General features: G+C 36.7%; 14 protein-coding genes. 9 read left to right on the plus strand and 5 right to left on the minus strand.

The genetic code is table 11. The annotated features are described in order from the left end of the window. Positions 1-4 precede the first annotated feature (4 nt). Together ACPF9A_RS10095 and ACPF9A_RS10100 are read right to left on the minus strand one after the other, a co-directional pair. Positions 5-3,208 (minus strand): SusC/RagA family TonB-linked outer membrane protein, encoded by a 3,204-nt coding sequence (locus ACPF9A_RS10095; protein ID WP_424004075.1) that lies wholly within the window; start codon positions 3,206-3,208, stop codon positions 5-7. Positions 3,209-3,259: 51 nt separating this feature from the next. After that, the gene (locus ACPF9A_RS10100) at positions 3,260-3,949 is read right to left on the minus strand and encodes a TIGR04282 family arsenosugar biosynthesis glycosyltransferase (protein ID WP_424004077.1); all 690 of its coding nucleotides are present in this window, start codon (positions 3,947-3,949) and stop codon (positions 3,260-3,262) included. A gap of 373 nt (positions 3,950-4,322) precedes the next feature. Between ACPF9A_RS10100 and ACPF9A_RS10105 the strand changes: the two genes are divergently transcribed. Together ACPF9A_RS10105 and ACPF9A_RS10110 are read left to right on the plus strand one after the other, a co-directional pair. Then, the gene (locus tag ACPF9A_RS10105; RefSeq protein ID WP_424004079.1) at positions 4,323-5,837 is read left to right on the plus strand and encodes a Do family serine endopeptidase; all 1,515 of its coding nucleotides are present in this window, start codon (positions 4,323-4,325) and stop codon (positions 5,835-5,837) included. Positions 5,838-5,915: 78 nt separating this feature from the next. Beyond that, the gene (locus ACPF9A_RS10110) at positions 5,916-6,689 is read left to right on the plus strand and encodes a patatin-like phospholipase family protein (RefSeq protein ID WP_424004081.1); all 774 of its coding nucleotides are present in this window, start codon (positions 5,916-5,918) and stop codon (positions 6,687-6,689) included. Positions 6,690-6,697: 8 nt separating this feature from the next. Here ACPF9A_RS10110 and ACPF9A_RS10115 read toward each other — a convergent pair whose 3' ends face one another. The 3 genes from ACPF9A_RS10115 to ACPF9A_RS10125 form a co-directional block, all read right to left on the minus strand. Then, positions 6,698-7,099 carry an SLC13 family permease gene (locus ACPF9A_RS10115; RefSeq protein WP_424004083.1) on the minus strand — a complete coding sequence of 134 codons (402 nt, stop codon included), beginning with the start codon at positions 7,097-7,099 and terminating at the stop codon, positions 6,698-6,700. Next, entirely contained in the window at positions 7,096-8,526 is a 1,431-nt protein-coding gene (locus ACPF9A_RS10120) for an SLC13 family permease (RefSeq protein WP_424004085.1), read from the minus strand. The genes ACPF9A_RS10115 and ACPF9A_RS10120 overlap by 4 nt, the downstream gene beginning before the upstream one ends. Before the next feature lie 245 nt (positions 8,527-8,771). Next, on the minus strand, positions 8,772-9,821 hold the full coding sequence (locus ACPF9A_RS10125; protein WP_424004087.1) for a 2Fe-2S iron-sulfur cluster-binding protein: 1,050 nt from the start codon (positions 9,819-9,821) through the stop codon (positions 8,772-8,774). Positions 9,822-10,059: 238 nt separating this feature from the next. On the opposite strand from ACPF9A_RS10125, the gene ACPF9A_RS10130 reads away from it, so the two are divergent. The 7 genes from ACPF9A_RS10130 (at position 10,060) to ACPF9A_RS10160 (ending at position 22,079) form a co-directional block, all read left to right on the plus strand. Continuing rightward, complete coding sequence (locus ACPF9A_RS10130; protein ID WP_424004089.1) at positions 10,060-10,407, plus strand: YciI family protein; 348 nt, start codon at positions 10,060-10,062, stop codon at positions 10,405-10,407. A gap of 5 nt (positions 10,408-10,412) precedes the next feature. Beyond that, complete coding sequence (locus ACPF9A_RS10135; protein ID WP_424004090.1) at positions 10,413-11,651, plus strand: RNA polymerase sigma factor; 1,239 nt, start codon at positions 10,413-10,415, stop codon at positions 11,649-11,651. A 115-nt stretch (positions 11,652-11,766) separates the two neighbouring features. Continuing rightward, the gene (locus ACPF9A_RS10140; RefSeq protein WP_424004092.1) at positions 11,767-13,236 is read left to right on the plus strand and encodes a DUF5687 family protein; all 1,470 of its coding nucleotides are present in this window, start codon (positions 11,767-11,769) and stop codon (positions 13,234-13,236) included. A 55-nt stretch (positions 13,237-13,291) separates the two neighbouring features. After that, positions 13,292-13,987: an ABC transporter ATP-binding protein gene (locus ACPF9A_RS10145; protein ID WP_424004094.1), complete on the plus strand. Its 696-nt coding sequence runs from the start codon at positions 13,292-13,294 to the stop codon at positions 13,985-13,987. 718 nt (positions 13,988-14,705) lie between these two features. Next, complete coding sequence (locus ACPF9A_RS10150) at positions 14,706-19,166, plus strand: gliding motility-associated C-terminal domain-containing protein (RefSeq protein WP_424004096.1); 4,461 nt, start codon at positions 14,706-14,708, stop codon at positions 19,164-19,166. A 22-nt stretch (positions 19,167-19,188) separates the two neighbouring features. After that, positions 19,189-20,127, plus strand: a complete 939-nt coding sequence (locus tag ACPF9A_RS10155; protein WP_424004098.1) for a PorP/SprF family type IX secretion system membrane protein — start codon at positions 19,189-19,191, stop codon at positions 20,125-20,127. An 11-nt stretch (positions 20,128-20,138) separates the two neighbouring features. Further along, positions 20,139-22,079: an OmpA family protein gene (locus tag ACPF9A_RS10160; protein ID WP_424004100.1), complete on the plus strand. Its 1,941-nt coding sequence runs from the start codon at positions 20,139-20,141 to the stop codon at positions 22,077-22,079. Positions 22,080-22,379: the final 300 nt, after the last annotated feature.

Here is a 22,379-nt window from a genome sequence, read left to right on the forward strand (position 1 = left end):
TTTCTTAAAAATTAAATCCGGCTTTGAAACCTATGCTTCTTGTGGTGGCGTATGACATATCTTCAACACCACTAATAAACCCTTGCCCTTGTACCGCTAATTGCTCTGGATCAAAATGCGGATTTTCTGTAATGGCGAACAAGTTCTTTCCAATTAGAGATAAACTCAGCGTTGCATCTTGATTGAAAAGACTAAGATTGTCAAACGTATAACCAATGGATAGTTGTCGCAGCTTTAAGAAGGAAGCATCATACGTATTGTTTTCTTCATGATTTCTATCATAAAACTGACGATAGTAACTTTCGGCTGAAACTGCCACTGTATTTTCAGTATACACAGAATTCTCTGTAGTACCTGTATTTACAACGCCTTCGGGCACGATACCACCTTCTGGTCTAAAAGCTGTTTCTGCCAGCTGACCACCAACATTACCTAATGCTCTTGTTCTGGAAACTATGATTCCGCCTTGTCGCCAATCGAAAAGGAAACCCATATTCCAATTCTTATAATTGAACTGGTTATTGAAACCCAACATAAAATCTGGATTGTAATTCCCTAATTTTTGTAGTTCATTATCTGGAATGTATCTGCCTTCATCCGTTAAGATAAAATCTCCATTTTCGTTTTTCAAATAGCCAGTTCCGTATAAATCACCAACGCGACCGCCTTCTTCTGCCTGTAAAAATACCGTTTGGTTTTGACTGTCGTATATTCTAGAGTATGCCAGTGTTAATCGACCTTCGTCTTGTGGTAAACTTTCAACAGTAGACTTGTTCGTGCTAAAATTTAAGGTACTATTCCATTTTAAATTCTGACTTATTACTGGCGATACGCCCAAAATAATCTCGACACCTTTAGAGCGAACTTCGCCACCATTAACTACTTGTTGGGTATAACCAGAAGAGATACCTATAGGTAAAGAAATGATTTGGTCTTTGGTCAATGCGTTATAATACGAAACATCAAATCTTAGTTGGTCGCCAAAGAATCTTACATCTGCACCTACTTCAAATGAAGATGTTAATTCTGGTTTAAGATTCGCGTTTGCGATAGTATTTGAATTACTAAAAGTCGGCTGACTATTAAATGGTGTTTGCGAAACAAATGCACCTGTAGTCTGGTACGGATTTGTATCGTTACCAACCTGTGCCCAACTAGCTCTTAGTTTTGCAAATGAAATTGCTTTAGGTAAATCAACTACTTCTGATAGTATAAAACTACTAGATACAGACGGATAAAAGAATGAGGTGTTATCTACTGAAAACGGAGTTGCTAATGCACTAGACCAATCGTTTCTGCCTGTGACATCTAAGAAAAGATAGTCTTTGTATCCGAATTTTGCCAAGCCGTAAAAACTGTTTATTCTTTTATTGGATTCAAATTCGAACACTTCAATTGGTGAAGCGGCATTCGATAATCTAAAAATACCCGGTTGGGCCAAACTTGTGGTTTGTGCTTGTGAGGTAAATGCTTTTTGGTCTAATCGATTACCGCCAAGAGATACATCAACTTTAAAGTCATTGAACAGATTTGCATAGTTCAATAGAAAATCGGTATTTACCTCTCTGTAGAACACATCATGCTCAGCATAACCACCATTTGAGAATCGATTAGAACTATAGGCTCTTTTTAATTGACGTAGTTCACTAGAGTAATCCATTCCTGTTCTAATGGACGCTGTTAAATTTTCTGTGATATCGTAGCTAGCTGAAATATTTCCAAAAACCCGATCCCGGTTGAAAGAGTTGGTGTTTTCATTAAGGATAAAATAAGGATTGTCAAAAAACGTATAGTTATAAGAATACTGTTGTATGCCTTCTAAGCCAGGTTGCCAATAGTTTTTTAAATTTTCAATATTCAAGGAACGTGGTCCCCATGCTACCAAAGAATAATTTGCGTTTTCTGATCCGTAGCCATTTGATGGCCTGTTATCACTATTAGAATTGATATAACTTATGGATGAATTGATGCGGAGCTTATTAATAGGTTGAAAACTCAATCGTGTACTAATAGTTTGTCTGTCTAAATTAACCCCTGGAATAATCGACTCACTACGAAGATCTGTAAAAGAAAGTCGATAATTGCCTTTGTCAAATCCGTTTGAAATAGCAATATTATTAATCAGGGTAGTTCCGGTTTCATAGAAGTTCTTCAAGTTATCAGGATTCGATTTAAACTCCGTTGGTGTTATTGTATTACCGTTATAAAGAGCAGTATCGCCACCGCGAACAACAGTGCCATCTGCCAATGTTACCGGACTATCGTATTGGGGAATTAAGTTACCAACATCTAAACGAGGTCCCCAACTGTAGGTAATTAAGTCATTGGTGCCACCACCTAATCCGTCTATAAAAGCAAACTCACCAGAATTACCTTGTCCGTATTCATTTTGAAAATCAGGTAGTTGAAAAGCGGAATCCACAAAAAAGCTGGTGTTGTAGCTTACTCCCAATCCTTTCGTGTTTTTACCACTTTTAGTTTCAATAATAATAACACCATTAGAAGCTCTTGTTCCGTATAGTGCTGCTGCACTTGGACCTTTTAAAACGGATACTTCGGCAATATCATCAGGGTTTACCTCCATAGCTCCGTTACCGAAATCAATTTCTTGAAAGCCGGCAGCAGCTTCACTGGTAAAATTAAAAACCGAGTTGTTATTAATAGGCACTCCATCTACAATAAACAACGGATTGTTATTAGAGAAAGAAGCTTCTCCACGAATAGTAATTTTTGAGGAAGAACCAAGGCCAGTTGCGCCTTGGTTAATAGTTACACCTGCTAATTTCCCTGAAAGGTTATCCAAGAAATTTACAGATTTTACCTCCGTAACTCCCTTGGCGTCTAAACTTTGAACTACATAACCTAATTCTTTGGTTTCTCGTTTCAACCCTAATGCGGTTAATACGACTTCGTCTAAAACTTCAGATGAATCATTTAAAGTAAGATTAATGGTTCGTCTATTGTTTATAGAAACTACTTGAGTTTTATACCCTAAAGCTGAAAATTCAATAGCCCCTTCGAGGTTGGGTATATCAATAGTATAAAAACCATTTTCATTGGTGGTCGATCCAGTTACGGTGCCAGACAGTAGAATGTTTACGTACGGTATCGTATTTCCATCGGTATCGGTAACAATACCTGTAATTGTTTCTTGAGCATTGACCATGTTTATTATAAACAATGTCAACACTAGTACTAAGTGTTTCATATATAGCTTTGAACTGAGTTTTCATTTATCCAACTATTGGACAAAGGGGGTCTAGATAAATGAAACTACAGGAGAGCCTTTGTTATAAAGAAAGCTGTTAGGAAATACAGCAGAGAAGTTCTGTTTAGTGTGGTATAGAATTTTGCTTCTTTTTAATAAACTGATGATCAACAGTAATATGGTTGATGATAGATCAGTAGAAAATGATAGGATAGACTTTAAATCTCTTTCGTTATCCAAATCTTGTAGAACAGGTAATTTTATTAATTCAGACGATTCTTCTTGTAACCACAATGAAATTTGGTGGTATAAGCTGAATCGTTGCCATGGTAAATTTTGAAATTCAGCAACTTCAAAGTTAGATTTTTGTAAACCTAACAAATAGAAACCGCCATCAATAGAAGGACCAATTACAGTCTTACCTAAAGCTAATTGGTTAGCAGTATGTTTAAGGTGTTGCGTTTTTAAATGGGGAGTATCATTACCAATGGTAATTAAATTAGAAAATCCTTTATCAAAAACAGTAGCAATAGCATTTGTAAAACGTTCGCCAAAAGTAGCGCCAACTTGATCTTTATCTGAAAAATGAAAAACAGGTAAACCTGTGTTTTTTGCTTTTTTAAGAGTGGTTTTGGTTAGTACATCAAATAATTGCTCACCTTTAGGAATTGACTTATTCGCCAAGTCTTCTTTGGCGGAATTGGCAAATACCAAAATTGCAGTAGTACCGTGTGAATTCAATTAAATTTTCTTTCTCGTTGTTAAACTTACGTAAAAATAAAACAAAGGTTTTCTAAGTATAACTAATTTGTATCATTATAATAGACGAAATATCTTACTTTAAGTCAAAATGTCAGTTTTAGACCATGTGGTCGGTTTTAAACAATAAGGTTCATTATCTAACTTATATAATCACCTATAAACATGATATATAATAGGATAAAGTACTTCTTTTTGAGTATTTGCCCATGCTAATTTTATGCTTACAGACCACTTAGTCTAAAAAATCCCTTAAAATTTCAAAAAATTTTAGATTTTTTTAGCATTGACAGGCATAGACATGGCATAGCTATTGCGATTAGGACATCAGAAGAATTATAAAAATTTAATATATATGAAATCAGACACAAATACAAAAGGAGCTTGGAAGGTTTACTTCTTCTCAGCGATTATTGCGCTTGCAGTGAGTTACGGAGTACTACATTTTAACAAACAAGAGTTGAAAGAATCTACAGGAGTAACCGTTGTAGAATCTGTACCAGGTGCACAGGCTTTATATACGAGGGATAACGAAGGAAATATTAAACCTTTAGATTTTACCGAGACCTCTGAAAAAGTTTTAGATGCCGTAGTGCATATTAAATCTACCCAAACGGGGTCATCGAATCAAAGACAAGGTGCACGCGAACTGCCAGATCCTTTTAAAGAGTTTTTTGGCGATATGTTTAAAGGGCAATCTCCGCATGGTATGCAATCTCAACCAAGAGTAGGTACTGGATCGGGAGTAATTATTAATGATAAAGGGTATATCGTTACCAATAATCACGTTATCGATAATGCCGATGAGGTTGAGGTAACCTTATATAATAACCAATCATATAAAGCTACGGTAATTGGTACCGATCCAACTACAGATTTGGCACTTTTACAAGTAAATGCAGATAATCTAAAAACGATGTCATTGGTTAATTCTGATGATGTAGAAGTAGGGGAGTGGGTATTGGCAGTTGGTAATCCGTTAGGGTTGAACTCTACGGTTACTGCAGGTATTGTAAGTGCAAAGGCAAGAAGTATTCATATTAATACAGATAAGTTTGCGGTAGAAAGTTTTATTCAGACAGATGCTGCTATCAACCCAGGTAATAGTGGTGGTGCTTTGGTTAATTTAGACGGAAACCTTGTCGGTATCAACACTGCGATTGCTAGTACAACGGGTACATATACAGGATACGGATTTGCAGTGCCGAGTAATATCGTTACCAAAGTAGTTGAAGATTTACTGAAATTCGGTAATGTACAGCGTGGTATGTTAGGTGTTACTATTAGAACTATGGATGGTAACCTGGCGAAGGAAAAGAATGTGGACTTTACCAAAGGGGTATGGGTAGAGCAAGTTGGTGAAGATAGTGGGGCCGATTTGGCAGGTATTGAATCTGGAGATATTATCGTTAGCGTTAATGGAAAAGAAACTGGAACCTCACCTAGGCTTCAAGAAATTATAGCAGGTAAAAGACCTGGCGATAAGGTTGCCATTGTGGTGAATAGAAATGGTAAAGAAAAAGAATTGGAAGTAGAGCTTCAAAATTCTCAAGGTGGTACCAATATGATTAAAAAGGAAGAGAAAGAAGTTTTTAATCTTCTTGGAGCCGATTTTGAAAACGTGAATAAAGAAGTCGCTAAGAAGTTTGGTTTAGATGGCGGTGTTCAGGTTACCAAATTATATCCTGGTAAAATTAAAAGTGAAACTCAAATGAGAGAAGGGTTTATTATCACACATATTGATGGTAAACGTGTAAAAGATGTTGATGATGTTGCTGCTGTTTTAGAGAACAAAAAAGGCGGAGTAATGTTAGAAGGTGTTTATGAAGATGGCACTAAATATTATTATGCCTTCGGATTGGATTCATAGTCCGCTTTAATGACTAATTTTATGCCGAGCGGATAATAGTATCTGCTCGGCATTTTTTTTGAAATTAATTCTAGATAGATGCAATTAGGTTCTAAGTCCGTAGGTTTGGTGCTTTCCGGTGGGGGCATTCGAGGTATGGCTCATATTGGTGTTATAAAGGCAATGCAAGAATTTGGTATTGAAGCCAGCGTTGTTTCCGGAAGCAGTATTGGTGCTTTAGTAGGTGCGTTGTATGCAGCCGATAAACCAGTTATTGATATGCTCCGCTTTTTTAAGGAGACTCCGCTTTTTAAATACAATTACTTTGCGGTCGCTAAACCTGGTTTACTGAATAGCGAGAGTTATATATCATCCTTCAAACAGTATTTTCCAGATGATAGTTTTGAGGCTTTAAATAGAGAGCTTCACGTGGTAGCTACCAATTTGCAAAGGGGAGAAGAGCTTTTTATTGACAAAGGTGAATTGATAAAACCTTTATTGGCATCTGCCGCTTTACCTCCTGTTTTTAGTCCGGTAGAATATAATGGTGAATTATATGCCGATGGCGGAATAATGAATAATTTTCCTTCAGAACCAGTTTTGTCTAGAGTAGAGTATGTAATTGGTAGTAATGTATCGGTAGTTTCTAAATTAGAGAAGAAGCATCTGAACAATTCATTTCAATTAACAGGCAGAGTAACCGGTTTGATGATTTATGCCATCAACCGACAAAAAATCAACAATTGCCACCTTATTCTCGAATCGCAAGAATTGGAACACATCGGCTTATTAGATCGAAGAGGCATCGAAAAAGCCTATGCAATAGGGTATGAGACTGCGGTGAGAAAATTTGAAACAATGTTTCCAGAATAGTTCATGGTCTACAGCATGGCACTTAATAATAAGGTGCCAACAATCCACAGTACTACAGATATTGTTCCGCCGATCACTAAAAAGTGTTTAAACTTATAGATTCCCATACTATAAATTAGGGCATTTGTTTGATAGCCTAAGGGAGTAAAGAAGCTAAAATTCGCAGCGAACATTACACAAAGAATAAATGGTTTTGGGTCAAGACTTAATCCGCTTGCCAAAGAAATTCCTATAGGTGCCATTATAATTGCTGTAGCGTTATTAGATACGACGCTACTTAAAACCATAGTAGTCAAAAATAGCAAACCAATAATAAATAAGGGTTGTTGACCTGCCATCAATGCCAATAACTCTTCAGTAATCCAAGTATCTGCTTTGGCATTACTCATGGCGATACCTAACGGAATCATACCTGCCAGTTTATCTTTTCATAAATACGGTTCAGCTCTACGCACTTAAAAAGGAGCATGGCTAAAGTACCGGTAATTACACTTGTCATGACCTCAAAAACTCCTGTAGCCGCCATGGCAATCGTTGCCACCAAAATTAGGATGGATAGATTTCTTTTAAACGGAGTAGCAGGCGTTCGACCCTCATATTGATTTAACACTGCTAAACTATTGCTATTTTCAAAATTAGAAACGTATTCGGGTTTGGTCTGTATCAATAAACGGTCACCAACGTGTAACTTGGTAAATTCATGATTACTTTGATGTAATCGGTTTTGAAGAATACGTAGTTTCTTTCGCTTATTTACCGCCAGAGGTATTGCTCTTGGCATTAACATCGTTTTTAATTCGGTTAAATTTCTTCCTAAAAATTTAGATCCAGGTAATAACAAAAGTTCTAGCAATAAACTTTCATCATTCTTGTCAGTATTCTTTGCAGAATCATTTTCTGAGCTGCCGACCTTTTTAATTTGAGTGTTTTTGGTGGATTTAAATTGATCTTTTTCGGCTACATCAATATCAAAATACCCTTCACCCCGCATTTTTTGTAGATTCTCTAAACTGCAATGTAAAAGAATAACATCGTTCGGTTTTATAAGTAAATCATGATTTTCAAGATTTTGGTCATAGCCATATCTAGATAATCGCAACACCGTAATATCTACTTCCTTATACATAAAGCTTTCGCCAATGGGTTTATCGACTAAAGGCGAATCTTCTTCAATAGTCAATGTCAAAAGATAGCGATCAAGGTCATAATTGTCTGAAAGCTCGCCATTGTCATTTGGTAAAAAACGATAGAAAAGAGCTATAATACCTACAGAAATACCTAAAAAAGTGATTCCCATGAGCGAAAATTCAAAAAATCCGAGTTTTTCGCCGGTGTATCTAGCAGCGATATTACTGACCAATAAATTCGTTGAGGTTCCCATAAGGGTACAACTACCACCCAGAATACTTGCAAATGATATGGGTAATAATAATTTACCTGGAGGTAATTGATACTTTTCTCGTAGCTCAGCAACTATCTTTATAAAAACAATTACTACAGCGGTTGAACTTACAAAGGCAGAAATACTACCGGCAATGAGCATAATAGCAACTGTGGCTAATACGACAGGCCAGTTCTTTAAAATTTTGAGTCCCTTCGCGAGATAAGATATTGCTCCGTTTTCCTCCAATCCTATTGCTAAAATCATCAGACATAAAATGGTAATGACCGCTTTGTTAGAAAATCCGCTGACGGCTTCTTCGGGAGAAACCAAACCTGTTAATAATAAGGCGGCAATAATACAGAAGGATATTTTATCCATCGGAAAAATCTCAAACGCAAACAATATAATTACAGCTGAGATGATGATAAATACACCAATGATTTCGATGGTCATAGCTTGTGAAAATTGAAAATGTTTTCAAAGCTATTGCAACGCCCCAGAAAGGGTGACTCAAACAAATTTTATTTTGACTTTGAGTAAGAGAATAATCTAAAAAAAAACGTCATTACGAACATAGTGAAGTAATCTGTCGAATAGTTGTTCCTAATGTTCAGATTGCTTCGTGCCTCGCAATGACGCTTGAGAAGTAAATTTTTACTTCTTAAAGTTATAAGTTTCCCCTTCGGGGACTAAGAAGATTAGACATCATCATAATCTACCTTTATAGTAGGTGTCGTTGGTTGGGCTTGGCAGGTAAGAATAAATCCGTCTGCGATTTCTTTATCGGTAAGAATTTGGTTCATGACCATTTCTGCCTTTCCTTCAGTTACTTTGGCAATACAGCTACTGCAAACTCCGCCTTGGCAAGAGTATGGTGCATCTATATTTTCTTTTAAAACGGCGTCAAGAATAACCGTCTTTTTATCCATGGTAAATTGAAATTCTTCATCGTCAACAAGAACGGTAATCGAAGTTTGACCTTCTGCCTGTACAGGTAATTCTTCTTTTATTTCTGTGGGAGTAAAAAGCTCAAAATGGATTTTATCTTTTTCAACTTCATTCTCTACTAAAGTATCTTGAACCAAACGAATCATCTCTTCTGGTCCGCATAAATAGTATCCATCAAAATCAACATCCTTATGCTTATTTAGTAAAGCATAATTTACCGTTGAGGTGTCTATTCTACCAAATAAAGCCTTGTCTTCACGTGTTTGACTATTGGTAAAGTAAACAAAAAACCGATTGGCATATTCTAATTCTAGTTTCACCAAATCGGTGTAAAACATAGTCTCTTCGTAAGATTTGTTTCCGTAAACCAAAACAAATTTGTTCTTAGGGTTGCTATCTAAAACAGATTTTACAATACTCATTATAGGGGTAATACCACTACCTGCGGCAAAGGCTGCAATGTTTTGAACGTCTTTGGTTGTTTTAAAAACAAAACGACCGTCTGGTTCCATTACATCTAATGTATCACCAACTTTTAATTCTGAGTTGGCGTAGTTAGAGAATCCGCCATTATCTACCTTTTTTATACCAATGGTGATACCATCTTTTTCTGTAGATGAACTAATAGAATATGCTCTTCTAAGTTCTTTTCCTTTAATTTCTTTTTTTATGGTGATGTACTGACCTGCTGTAAAGGCGAAAGTCTGTGCCAATTCTTTCGGAATTGAAAATGTAACGGCAACAGAAGTTGGCGTTAATTTTTTAATATGTTTTACCGTTAGTGGGTGAAAATGCGACATATGTTCGTTTCTTTAAATCGATTTACGAAATTAAGCATTGCTTTTACGATATAGAATGACATTTGTCAAAAAATCTGAATCTCTAAGTTTTTCAATGATAGTTTCATCTAAATAATCCTTAATTTTTCTCTTTCTAAAAAAAATTCTAAAAAATGTCCCCAATTTGGTTTTGGTAACGTCATGGGGTAAAGAATGAGAACTTAGAGCGAGTTCTATGTAAAATTAAAACAGTTAAATTATGAAAGATTTTATGATGATTTTCATCGGTGCAGATTACCAAGAATTAGGTTTATCTCCAGAAGAACTACAAACGCGAATGGGTAAGTGGTTCGCTTGGAACGAAAAAATGCAAAAGCAAGGAATTGTCAAGGGAGGTGAAGCTTTAGTACCTAGTGTAAAAAGAGTTTCAGGACCTAAACGCACAGTAACTGATGCTCCTTTAATAGAAGGTAAAGAATTGATCGGTGGTTATTATATTGTTCAGGCTGAAAATGCCGATGCAGTGGTTAAGATTGCCGAAGATTATCCAGATTATGATTTAGACGGAACTGTTGAAATCAGGGAAGTAATGGTTTTTGAACAATAATATATATGGAACATAAAGTAGTAGACCATCTTTTTAGACATCATTACGGGAAGATGGTCGCTATTTTAACCCGCTTTTTTGGACTCTCTTATATTGAAACTATTGAAGATGCGGTACAGGATACTTTTATAAAAGCAACTTCGAAATGGAGGACAAAGATTCCAGATAATCCTGAAGCATGGTTGAACAAGGTTGCCAAAAATAGAACCATAGATATTCTACGAAGTATACAAGCCGAAAAGAATAGGAATTTTAAAATTACTACAGGGGCATCATCGCTACAGATTGATGAATTATTTTTAGACCATGAGGTCGCCGATAGTCAGTTACGAATGATTTTCGTTGCCTGTCACCCTAGTCTACACCCAAACGAGCAAATTGCTTTTGCTTTAAAAACCATTTCTGGATTTAGTACTAAGGAAATCGCTGCCGCATTATTGACTAAAGAAGAAACAATAGTCAAACGATTAACCCGTGCTAAGAAATCTATTAGAGAGAATAACATTCAATTTAAATACCCAGCTCCCGAAGCTATTCCTGAAAGAACGGTACGAGTTATGGAAGTAATCTATTTGACATTTAATGAAGGGTTTCATTCAACCAATACCGATAAATTAGTAAAGGAAGATTTGTGTGGCGAAGCTATTCGACTTTGTCAACTTCTTTTGAAAAAAGAGCGATTTAGAAGCGGAAGTTTGTATGCACTTTTTGCGTTACTATGTTTTCACATGTCTCGATTAGAAAGTAAAATATCTATAGATAATCAAATAGTTGATTTGCAGAATCAAGACCGTACCAAATGGTATTTTCCATTGATAAAAATGGGTAATAGTGCTATGAATAAAGCTTTGGAGTATGACGACACCTCTATTTATCATTACGAAGCTGCAATAGCATCAGAGCATTTAAATGCCAAAACTTTTGAAGACACCAACTGGGAAAATATCTCTAATTGGTATGAACAATTATATATGTTGGAATCAAATATGTTTACCTTATTGAATCATGCTACGGTATGTATTCAATTGAGTGATTATGAAAAAACACTTCACTTACTAAATAGTATAGATGTTTCAGATTTAGGACAAAGAGCGTATTTGTATTATGGTTGTTATGCAGAATTATATACTAAAAAAGGAGAGAAAGAATTAGCGATTTCTTATTTAGATAAAGCCTTGTTGGGGACCTCAAATATGCTAGAGAAGGAGTTTTTGACTATAAAGAGAGAGGGATTAATCGGTTAATTTTTTAGGTATATATAGTAAGGTATAAAATAAGAGCTTAAAGAATTTTTTGAAATTTGTTTGTAACAAACTCGAGATTTTTCTTACTTATATTCAGAATACTAAAACCAACCGAATGTTTAAACGTTTTTCTTCCTTACAATGGAAATCCTTTTTTAGGTCCTCTAACCTTGGTAAAAGCCTGGGAATAAAAATTTTCATGGGCTTTATGGGGGTATACTTGCTTTTATCACTTGCAGTAACTGGAGGCGGAATATACTTTCTTTTAAAAGAAATATTCCCAGATCAGAGCCCAATGTGGAGTATTAGTCAGTATTTTATCTATTGGATTTTAATTGAATTATTTTTACGTTATTTCATGCAGAAATTACCAGTAATGGATATAAAACCATTCTTGACCACCCCGGTTAAAAAAAGCACTATTGCACATTATATATTAGGCAGATCAGCAGCATCTATTTATAATCTGTTGACACTATTTTTTATTGTACCCTTTGCATTTGTATTGCTGTTTAATGGCTACCCGGTATTAAATGTTTTGCTTTGGATTGTTGGTATTATAGGTATTGTACTTTGTATTAATTATGTGAATCTTCTAATTAATAAGAATGAGAAGGTTCTTATTGGAATAGGAGTCATTCTTGCTTTAGGGTACGGATTGGATTATTTCGAAGTGTTTTCAATAAAAGAATTTTTTGCTCCTGTTTTTCATGCACTTTATGCATACCCAATTACAGTATTGATTCCGATTGCGTTAGCGGTATTTATTTATTATGCGAATTATAAATATCTAAAAAATAAGATTTATTTAGATGCAACATTAAAAGCTAAATCTGTAGAAGCGAATACGTCAGATTTAGCTTGGACAAAGCGTTTTGGAGAAATGGGTTCATTCTTACAGCTCGATTTAAAAATGATTTGGAGAAATAAAAGAACCAAGTCTCAAGTATTCATTTCTTTACTTTTCGTTTTTTATGGCTTAGTGTTCTACACAGTTGAAGTATACAGTAGTATGATGCCTATGAAAGCACTTGTCGGCATATTTATGACGGGGATTTTTTTAAGTAATTTCGGTCAATTTATACCTGCTTGGGATAGTAGCTATTATAGTATGATGATGTCGCAAAACATACCTATGCGTAAATATTTAGAATCTAAAGTTATTTTAATTACGGTAAGTGTTGTAGGCATGTTTTTATTAACGATACCCTATGTGTACTTTGGTTGGGAAGCATTAGCTATTAATTTTGGTTGTGCGCTCTATAATTTAGGGGTAAATATACCCGTCATTTTATATTTTGGTTCTTTCAATAAGAAAAGAATAGAGTTAGATCAGAGTCCGTTTGGTAATATGCAAGGTACTAGTGCAACTCAATTTTTAATTATGCTACCCGTGTTGGTGGTTCCTATTATAATATTCTCCGTTTTTTATTACATCTTTAATTTACAAGTTGCGGTAATAGTATTATCAGCATTAGGGGTCATTGGTTTTGCTATGAAGAATTATTTACTAGGTTTAATTACGGAACAATACAAAAGAAAAAAATACGGAATGATTGCCGGTTTTAAAGAGAAGGCTAGTTAAGGTTTTTCCATTTATCGCATCAAATTTCATCCTATAAAATTAGAACAACAAGATTATGATTACAATAGAAAATTTATCAAAGAAATACGGTTCACAACAAGTTCTTAATATTGAATCTTTAAACATACCAACGGGGCAAAGTTTTGGTTTGGTGGGTAATAACGGTGCGGGTAAAACAACACTTTTTAGTTTGTTGCTAGATTTAATACAACCAAGTACAGGTCATATTATTAATAATGATGTTCAGGTAAACACTAGTGAAGATTGGAAACCGTTTACATCATCGTTTATAGATGAAACTTTTTTAATAGGGTACTTGACTCCTGAGGAGTATTTCTACTTTATCGGCGACCTTCGCGGCCAGAACAAGGCTGATGTCGATGCATTGTTAGCAGGCTATCAAGATTTCTTTCATGATGAAATTTTAGGGCAGAAGAAGTATTTACGAGATTTATCTAAAGGAAATCAGAAGAAAGCGGGTATCGTAGCATCCTTTATAGGAGACCCAAAAGTAGTAGTATTAGATGAACCCTTTGCCAATCTGGACCCAACTACACAGATACGCTTAAAGGGAATTATTAAAGACTTGGCTAATAAAAAAGATGTCACTGTTTTAGTCTCCAGTCACGATTTAATACACGTTACCGAAGTATGCGAACGCATTGTTGTTCTGAACAAAGGTGAAATTGTAAAGGATATTCGAACATCTACCGAAACGCTAAAGGAACTAGAAGCCTTTTTTGGAGGTTAGCAGACTAAAATATCTTCACCAAATTATTTAATTTACAGTTTTAGAACTAAAGAAATCTTGGGTGTTTAGATTATACAGAAATTAGAATGAGAAAGTAAAAAAACATCTTTGAATTAGTACTGCTTCAAGAAATAGCATCTTATCCAAAACAGTAGATTAATAGGTATACTATTTAATAGTACCAAGGGTTATCTATAAGATTTAGAATTTATCCTGATATATCATATTTATATCTTCACTATTCTATAAAGGATGCATCACTAGCTTTGGACCGTTATCTAATACGTACGGCGACCTCTAGTTTTCGCCACATAATTTCTGTTTAAACAACAGCTCCCTTCAACCCTCCTTTTCAAATTTTCAAAAAATATGAACGAAGTGATTCCACAATAATAAAAAATAAAAGTATTTGGTTACATCTAAAATAACCGGTCATCTCTAACGAGTTTTACCTTCTTATCGCTTCCCAAAACCTATCTTATAGTTTACACCATAAGTATTTTAACAAAACAAATTGACCATTTGTCGAGGCCAATAATTGCCACTACTATAATTAAGAAATAAACTGTGAAATTATACCACAAAATCCCCTTGCTACACCACAGAAATGGAACATTTGACAACAACGCTCAAAGTTATGGTATTTCTTAACTGTAATTTTGGGTTCGTAATGTATGGGTTAATTGATAGATCCTAATATACTTTTAAGTTGTTTAAAATGAAATCAAGAATAAAACTATTTTCAAAACTAAGAAATACCTTTTTCTTTGGTTTATTTCTTTTAGGTACTAATATTGGTTTTTCGCAATTGAGCGATTTACATTATTTACCACCATTAAGACAAACTGGCCCCACTAATGACGTACCGTTTAGAAATCAGGCACTGTACCTCTCTACACCAGTACTCACTCCTTTTAATGTAAATATCTATCAGGGTACCAATCCTGTTGCCATTGCAACGGTGAGTGTCTCAAATAGTGCTCCTTTTGTATACGCGCTTGCTAATAACAACAATAACATTACTATGGTCGAGGAAGCCAATACAGGTATTGTTTTAAGCAATAGTGGGCTTCGTTTAGAGTCTCCTGGAGGTCAACTCTTCTATGTTAGTTACAGGGGTAATAGCACGGCACAAGGGGAAAATCTTACTAGTAAAGGCCGTACAGCGCTAGGTACCTCGTTTAAATGGGGTGGCATACCATCTATTAATTCAGGAACTTTTAGAGAAAACCACAATGCTACACTGGGTATTATGGCTTCAGAAGATAATACTACTATTAGAATTTCAGATTATGATACGGGCTGTACCTTTAGACAGGGCACCAATCCTGACGCTATCACCGCAGATGAGCTGACCATTACCTTAGATGCTGGCCAAACCTATGTTTTGGAGGCGTGGATAGGTAATAATATCATTAATAGATATGGAACTATTGGAGCGAATATAGAATCTGATAAAGATATTGTAATCAGCAATGGAAATTTAATGTTGGGATTGATACAAAATATTAATAATCAAGATGCGTGTTTAGACCAATCTGTGCCTATTAATAAATTGGGTAAAGAATATATTTTTATGCGAGGTAATGGTAGAGATGAATTAGAATTTCCTGTAATTATAGCTACTGAAAATGCGACTACAATATTTATAAACGATGAAACCACGCCGGCAGTTACGCTTAATGAGGGCGAGTATTACCAAATTCCAGGCTCCAAATATTCAGGGGTAGGCGCAGGTAACAACATGTTCGTAAGAGCGTCTAAAAACGTATACGCGTACCAACTTACCGCAGGTTCAGATGGGTTCCCAAATTTAGGGATGAACTTTATTTCTCCTGTTAATTGTTTGATGCCTCAGATAGTGGATAATATTGCGTTTATTGATGAATTACCTCAAACAAATGTAACAGGAGGTGTTAATCTGTTGGCATCAACTACTACACCGGACGGCAATATTAACGTAACAGATGGTAACGGCACTGTTTCACTACCCACTTCTAGATCAGTTTCAGGCACTACAGAATGGAAATCATTTTATTTGCCAGGTCTTGTAGGAAACGTTAGCATAGTATCCTCAGGACCTATATCTGTAGGTTATGTAGGTTTTAACGGTGCTATAGGTACAGCTTCTTATTTTTCTGGTTTTGATACCGTACCCGTGGTAGATTTTACGATAAGTGGTGAAGGTTGTTTAGGCAGTACCATAACCATAACTAACGCTTTTGATACGTATCAGTGGTATCAAAATGATGTTGCTGTTTCAGGAGCTACTTCTAGAGAATATACCCCAACCGCAATTGGTGAAGTATATGTTGAAGTATCCTCAGGAGGCTGTTCTTTTGATAGTAATACTATAGCTATGTTTTATTGTGAACCAGAAATCGTGTTGAACAAAACGGTAGACCAAGAAAACGTAGATGTTGGTGATGTAGCTACTTTTACTATTACCGTTCAAAGCCTTGGTATTGGTGAAGTAACCAATTTAAATATAGAGGACACCTTACCGGAAGGTCTTACCCTAATCGATGCCACGCCAACAAAAGGCACTTGGGCAAGTCCTAATTGGAGTGTAGACACCCTAACTCCCGGTGAACTGCAAAGTATTGTTATAACCGCAACCGTGGATAATGTGCCCGCTAATAGCAGTTCCAATATACTGGTCAATACTGCTTTTAATACGCAAGACCAGACAGATAACAATATAGAAAAGGATGACCCAACGGCCATAGTAATTGTTGGTAACGATAGCGACAACGATGGAATTGATAATGATATAGATTTGGATGACGATAATGACGGTATTTTGGATATCGACGAAACCAATGTTGATACTGATGGTGATGGTATCATCAATAGTATCGATTTAGATTCTGACAATGATGGCATTTCAGATTTAATAGAGGCCGGTGGTGCAGATACGGATGGTGATGGAAGGGTCGATAATTTCATCGATGCCAACAACGACGGGTTTTCAGACTCCATTGCTGCCAATCCTCTAGAAGACCCAAACACAGATGGTGATGCTGTAGTAGACAGGTTGGATATTGATAGTGACAACGATGGTATTCCTGATAATGTAGAAGCGCAAACTACGGATGGCTATATTCCACCTAGTGGTAACGATAGTGACAATGACGGTATAGACGACGCATATGATTTTGGTAGTGGTACACCTATTACACCAGAAGACACAGATAATGATACAATTCCTGATTATTTAGATGAGGATAGTGACGGTGATTCCGTCATGGACAATAATGAAGGAAACGACTTTGATTTCAATGGCGTCCCTGATCAAACTTTTACTGGAACAGATACCGATGGTGACGGTTTAGACGATGGGTACGAAGGAGCCGATGTCAATGATGGTTTCGACGTAAATGATGAAATAGACAGCCCTGCTACCGACTTGCCAAATACAGATGGTACAGAAGATGTGAACTATAGGGATTTGGATGATGATGGAGACGGAATCAACACTATAGATGAAGATATTGATGGCGATAACGATCATACTAATGATGATACTGATAGTGACGGTATTCCCGATTACTTGGATCCAACGGATGATAGAATCGATACCGATGGTGACGGGGTGCCAGATGAAACCGATTTGGATGACGACAACGATGGAATTTTGGATACGGATGAAGACCCTAACGTTGATGGCGATAATAATCCATTAACGGATGCTCAAGACAGTGACAATGATGGTTTCCCTGATACTATTGATATTGATAGTGACAATGATGGGATTCCTGATAATGTAGAAGCGCAAACTACGGATGGCTATATTCTACCTAGTGGTAACGATAGTGACAATGACGGTATAGACGACGCATATGATTTTGGTAGTGGTACAGGTATTACACCAGAAGACACAGATAATGATACAATTCCCGATTATCTAGACGAGGATAGTGATGGTGATTCCGTTTCGGACAACAATGAAGGAAACGACTTTGACTTCAATGGCGTTCCTGATCAAACCTTTACAGGAACAGATACCGATGGTGACGGTTTAGACGATGGGTACGAAGGAGACGATGTCAATGATGGTTTCGACGTGAATGATGAAATAGACAGCCCCGCTGCCGACCTGCCAAATACAGATGGTACGGAAGATGCGAACTATAGGGATTTGGATGATGATGGAGACGGCATCAGCACCTTAGACGAGGATAGTGATGGCGATGACGATTCTACCAATGATGATACCGATGGTGACGGTACTCCCAATTATTTAGATCCAACGGATGATAGAATCGATACCGATGGTGACGGAGTGCCCGATGAAACCGATTTGGATGACGACAATGACGGTATTTTGGATACGGATGAAGACCCTAATGTAGACGGTGACAATGATTCATTAACAGACCCACAAGACAGCGATAATGATGGTTTACCGGATGCTATTGATATTGATTCGGATAACGATGGTATTCCGGATAATGTAGAAGCCCAGACTACCGACGGCTATATTCCACCTAGTGGTAACGATAGTGACGGTGATGGTTTAGACGATGTATACGAAGGTACTGGTAATGAAGGTATTTTCCCGGTAGATACGGATAACGACCTTAATCCTGACTACATGGACACTGATGCCGATGATGACGGAATTAATGATGTAGATGAAGCCGATCAAGGAACCGCTACAGGAACGGATGCCGATAATGATGGTCTGGACGATGGTTTTGAGGGAACGAATATAAATGATGGTTTTGATGTAAACGACGAGATAGCAGACCCTGCTACCGATTTACCGGATGTTCAAAACCCCGGAGGAGATGTCGACTTTAGGGACGACCAGCTCCCAAATATTGAATTGGAATTCGAATGTGATCCACAGACTGGTCTCGATACTGATGGTAATCCGTGTGTATACATAGACAACCAAAGTGTTGGCCCACAGATTGACGAAGGATTCTTTAGAATCAATAACATTGATTTCTTCCAAGACAATACTTTAAAAATATTCAACCGCTGGGGGGTCTTGGTTTACGAAACCAATTCTTATGATTCTTCGAACAATAACTTTAGAGGAATCTCAACAGCGAGAGCTACCATTAACGCAGAAGAAGAACTACCTTCTGGAACATATTATTACATCCTTGATTATACGGTAAACGGGCAAACCAATATATTATCCGGATACTTATATTTAGTAAGATAAAAATTACACAATAAGAGTAATTATGAAGAATATAAAATTAACAATGGCAATAATGTTGGTCACAGGTTTAGGCTTGCATGCACAACAGGATGCACAATACACACAGTATATGTATAATACCATGACTGTAAATCCTGCTTATACAGGTTCCCGTGGTATGTTGAGTATAGCTGCCTTGCACCGATCGCAATGGGTAGGTTTAGATGGTGCGCCGGCTACTCAGACCTTAAACGTACATTCTCCGGTTGGAGGGCGTATGGGATTAGGACTATCTATTGTAAACGATAATTTGGGTAATGGTACAAGTCAAGAGACAAATTTTGATGTTGCTACTTCATATACCATACCTACTTCGGAAAAAGGTCAATTGTCTTTCGGATTAAAATTAGGAGGGAATTTGCTAAATGTTGATTTAAACCGTTTAGCAGCTTATAGACCAGATTTAAATAGAACGGGTCAAGATGGTGTAAGTAACAACTTCTCTTTCAATTTCGGTGCTGGAATATACTATCATACTGATAGATTTTATCTAGGATTATCGGCACCCAACTTTTTAGGCACCCAACATTTTGAAGACTCGGAAAATGCCGAAACCTTTTTAGCTGAGGAACGCCTGAACACTTATTTAATAAGTGGTTACGTTTTTGATCTTAGCCCTAACGTTAAGTTTAAACCGGCCACTTTGGTAAAAATGGTCAGCGGTGCTCCTTTACAGGTAGATGTGTCGGCGAACTTTATGTTCAACGAAAAATTTATACTAGGTGCTGCCTACAGGTGGGACGCGGCCTTAAGTGGTTTAATTGGATTTAACGTTTCTGACCAATTTATGGTAGGTTTGGCCTATGATCGGGAAATCACTGAACTTGGAGCAACCACATTCAATAGCGGCTCTTTTGAGGTATTTCTAAGATATGAATTGCTCAGTAAAACAAGAAAATTAAAAACTGCTAGATTCTTCTAAAATAGATGACTATGAAATTTCAATATATAATACTGGGTATTCTCATGACCTGTGGTGCATTAAACGCCCAAACTAAGAGAGAACTAAAGGCCGATAAAAAATTTGAGGATCTTTCTTACCAAGATGCTATAGAAACTTATGAGCGCATCGTAAAAAAAGGAGAAGCAAACGACGATGTATTCAGCAACTTGGGAGACTCCTATTTTGCATTGGGCAACTACGGTAAAGCAGGTATTTATTACGATAAACTTTCCAATACCCAAAACGGCTATGGAAGTAAAGAAACCATGTATAGGCACGTGTTGACTTTAAAGTCCGATGGGGACTATGACCGTGCCGATAGTATTATGGAGGAGTTTTCTCAACAATACTCGGAAGATATGCGTGCCAAACTTTTTTTGAAAAATAGAAACTACAGGGGTGATATCACAAAAAACTTAGGGGAATACGAGTTGGAAACATTGAGCTTTAATTCAGAGTGGGCAGATTTTTCTCCTTCGTTTTACGGGGAACAGATTGTATTTGCAACCGCCCGCGATACGGGTACGGTAAAGAAAAACCTTCACTTATGGGATAATGGATATTTTGAAGATCTATACGTGACCACGAAACTAGATTCGCTCGGAAATTACACCTCCCCGAAACCTTTCTCCAATACCTTGAACTCGGTTAACGAAGAAACTTCCGTTGTTTTTAGTAGGGACGGGAATACCATTTATTTTACACGTAGTGCCAACAATGACAAGAAAATTAAAAAAAGTGATAAGGGTATTGGCCACTTAAAATTATACAAAGCTGAATTGGTAGACGGCTCATGGGTCAACCAGATAGTATTGCCTTTTAACGGTGATTCATACTCTGTAGCGCATCCGGCATTGAGTCCAGATGGTAAAAAACTTTATTTTTCATCGGATATGCCAGGTACTAGCGGAGGGTCGGATATTTTTATGGTAAGCGTTAATGAGGATGGTACTTATGGAGCACCGGAACATCTAGAAAACGGCATCAATACAGAAGCCCGCGAATCATTCCCGTTCATTACAGAAAACAATGTGTTGTATTTTGCCTCAGACGGGCATCCAGGTTTAGGGGGTTTAGACGTATTCCTAGTAGACTTAAATTCCAAAAATCCAGAAGTAATCAATCTGGGTACACCAATAAATAGTACAGCCGATGATTTCTCCTATATCGTAAACGATGAAAATATGCAAGGACTATTTGCTTCTAACCGTAATGACGGTATAGGAAGTGATGATATCTATAGTTTCGTCCAAAAAGCAAATCTATTAAAAAAGGTACAGCTATTAGCCGGTACTGTTAAGGACCTTAGTACAGGCGAAGTTCTGGCTGAAGTCGATGTTACGGTAGTAGCTAACGAAAACAAAAATGAAAAGTTCAGTGTAAAGTCTAGTGAAGAAGGTGTATTTGAAATAGAAGAATACCTGTCAAGTTCAACCTATATCCTCACTGCAACTAAGGAAGGTTATGAAACTAACCGAGATACGATTAATATTAAAGAGATGGAGGATATGAAAAATATCCTTGTAGAGCTAGAGCTGATGGCTAGCGAAACTGACATGGCGGATATGAAGTCAGGAGATAACCTGGCCGATATGATGAACCTATCCCCAATTTATTATGATTTTGATAGCGCAACGGTTCGTGAAGACGCCAAACCCGTTCTAAATGAAATTACTGAATACTTGAAAAATAATCCAACGGTTTATATTGAGATACGGGCACATACAGATGCTCGCGGTAGTAGTGCGTACAATCTCAAACTTTCTGAAAGAAGGGCAACATCAACCATATATTATATAGTATCACAAGGAGTTGAACTTTCTAGACTTACGGGTGTAGGTTTAGGCGAATCAGAATTAATATATGATTGTAAAAATTGTTCTAAAGAGGAACACCAGCTTAACCGAAGAACTAGGTTCATAGTGAAGTAATACCGTCATTTGGGCTCAAGGACATTAGGTTGTAAGAGTGAATTTCGTTTGGGAAAGTGCGCTTCAACAATATTTTAAATGAAAATCAAAAAACCGACTAGCTAGTCGGTTTTTTGATTCTATATAAAAGCTTAATCCTTGAAATCATCGGCAAACCCTATTTTTTATGGATTAGCGACTAAAATTCTGCTGTTTTACATCGCTTTTAAGCAAAAACAAACTAGTCGGTTTATAAGAATAAATTGAATATCTTCTGGTTTAACAATCCGTACTATCAATTAAAATGTGGTTTACCGATGA

Source organism: Maribacter sp. IgM3_T14_3 (assembly GCF_049603095.1).
In the GTDB taxonomy this organism is placed as follows: domain Bacteria; phylum Bacteroidota; class Bacteroidia; order Flavobacteriales; family Flavobacteriaceae; genus Maribacter.